The sequence below is a fragment of the Pseudomonas sp. RGM 3321 genome, assembly GCF_022836805.1.
GTDB lineage: Bacteria > Pseudomonadota > Gammaproteobacteria > Pseudomonadales > Pseudomonadaceae > Aquipseudomonas.
Map to the genome: position 1 here is coordinate 1 of NZ_JALHBH010000060.1, position 1,291 is coordinate 1,291.

The 1,291-nt window shown below is 56.9% G+C and carries 1 protein-coding gene; it reads right to left on the bottom strand.

All coding sequences use genetic code 11. The features are described 5' to 3' along the window. Positions 1-52: 52 nt before the first annotated feature. A protein-coding gene (locus RGM3321_RS00245; protein WP_244391042.1) for an IS3 family transposase occupies positions 53-1,230 on the bottom strand; the annotation gives its coding sequence in 2 pieces (ribosomal slippage) (positions 53-960 and positions 960-1,230; 1,179 coding nt in all). Between the last annotated feature and the right edge of the window lie 61 nt (positions 1,231-1,291).

Genomic DNA, 1,291 nt, shown 5'->3' on the forward strand with positions numbered 1-1,291 from the left:
TGACCTTGCCCCCGAGAAACGTATCCCTTAACCCGGCGTCGGGGTCGAGTATCTAGGGTTGTTGCCTTTGCCAGTTCTGCTCGTATTGCATCGGACTTACGTAATGCAGCGTCGAGTGCAGGCGCTCTTGGTTGTACCACAGCAGCCAGTTAATAACCTCGTCCTTGGCTGCACGTCGTGTTTTGAATCTCAAACCATGCAGACGCTCCACCTTCAGCGAGCCGAACACGGTCTCGCTGCACGCGTTATCCCAGCAATTTCCCCGTCGACTCATCGAGCTGACAATCCCGTAGCCCTGAAGGACATGACGAAAATCAAAGCTGGCGTACTGGCTCCCCCGATCACTATGGAACAGCAGTCCTGAGGACTTCTGTGGATGACGCTTGAACCAGGCCATGCGCAACGCATCAATCACCAAGCTGCTTTTCATTCGCTCGTCCATCGACCAGCCCACGATCTGGCGGCTGAACAGGTCTACCACTACCGCCAGAAACAGCCAGCCCTCATCTGTCGGGATGTAGGTGATGTCGCCCACCCAAGCCTTGTCAGGCTCCATCACGGCGAACTGGCGATCCAGCAGGTTCTCCGAAATGGGTAAGTCATGAGCGCTATCAGTGGTCACTTTGAAACGTCGTTTGCCCTTGCCGCAAATACCGTGGAGCTGCATCAGCTTCTGCACACGCTCCTTGCCGACACGGACCCCATCGGCCAGTAAACCCCGCCAGATACGAGGCCAGCCGTAGCTGCCACGACTGCGGGCATGAATGGCGCGGATGTGGACGAGTAAGGCCGCGTCGCTTAAACCTCGTTGAGGGCAATTAACTGCACAGCGAGCTTGGTGGCAATGAAAGCCGGTCGCACTGACGCCCAGCACCCGGCACTGCACACCGATAGGCCAGAGACGGCGATGAGTAAAAATGAACGCGTACTTCAGCTGGATGCTTTTGCGAAGTACGCCGTCGCCTTTTCCAGAATGTCGCGCTCCATCTTGACGCGTGCCAGCTCGGCTCGTAGACGGCTTATCTCCATCTGCTCAGGAGTGACAGGCTTGATGTCAGCGCCGGTCAGCCTGCCTTGGCGATGCGCCTTGACCCAGTTGAACAAGGTCTGGTCGGATATACCCAGAGAGCGGGCAGCGGCAGCAAGCGTCAGGCCTGTATCAACCAGTCGCACGGCCTCAAGCTTGAACTCGAGGGTGTATTTAACGCGGTCTGTCTTGAGCTTAGTCATGTCGTATCCTTGCGGCTATTGAGGCACCTGGCAAGGGATACGTTTTTCAGGGGCAAGGTCA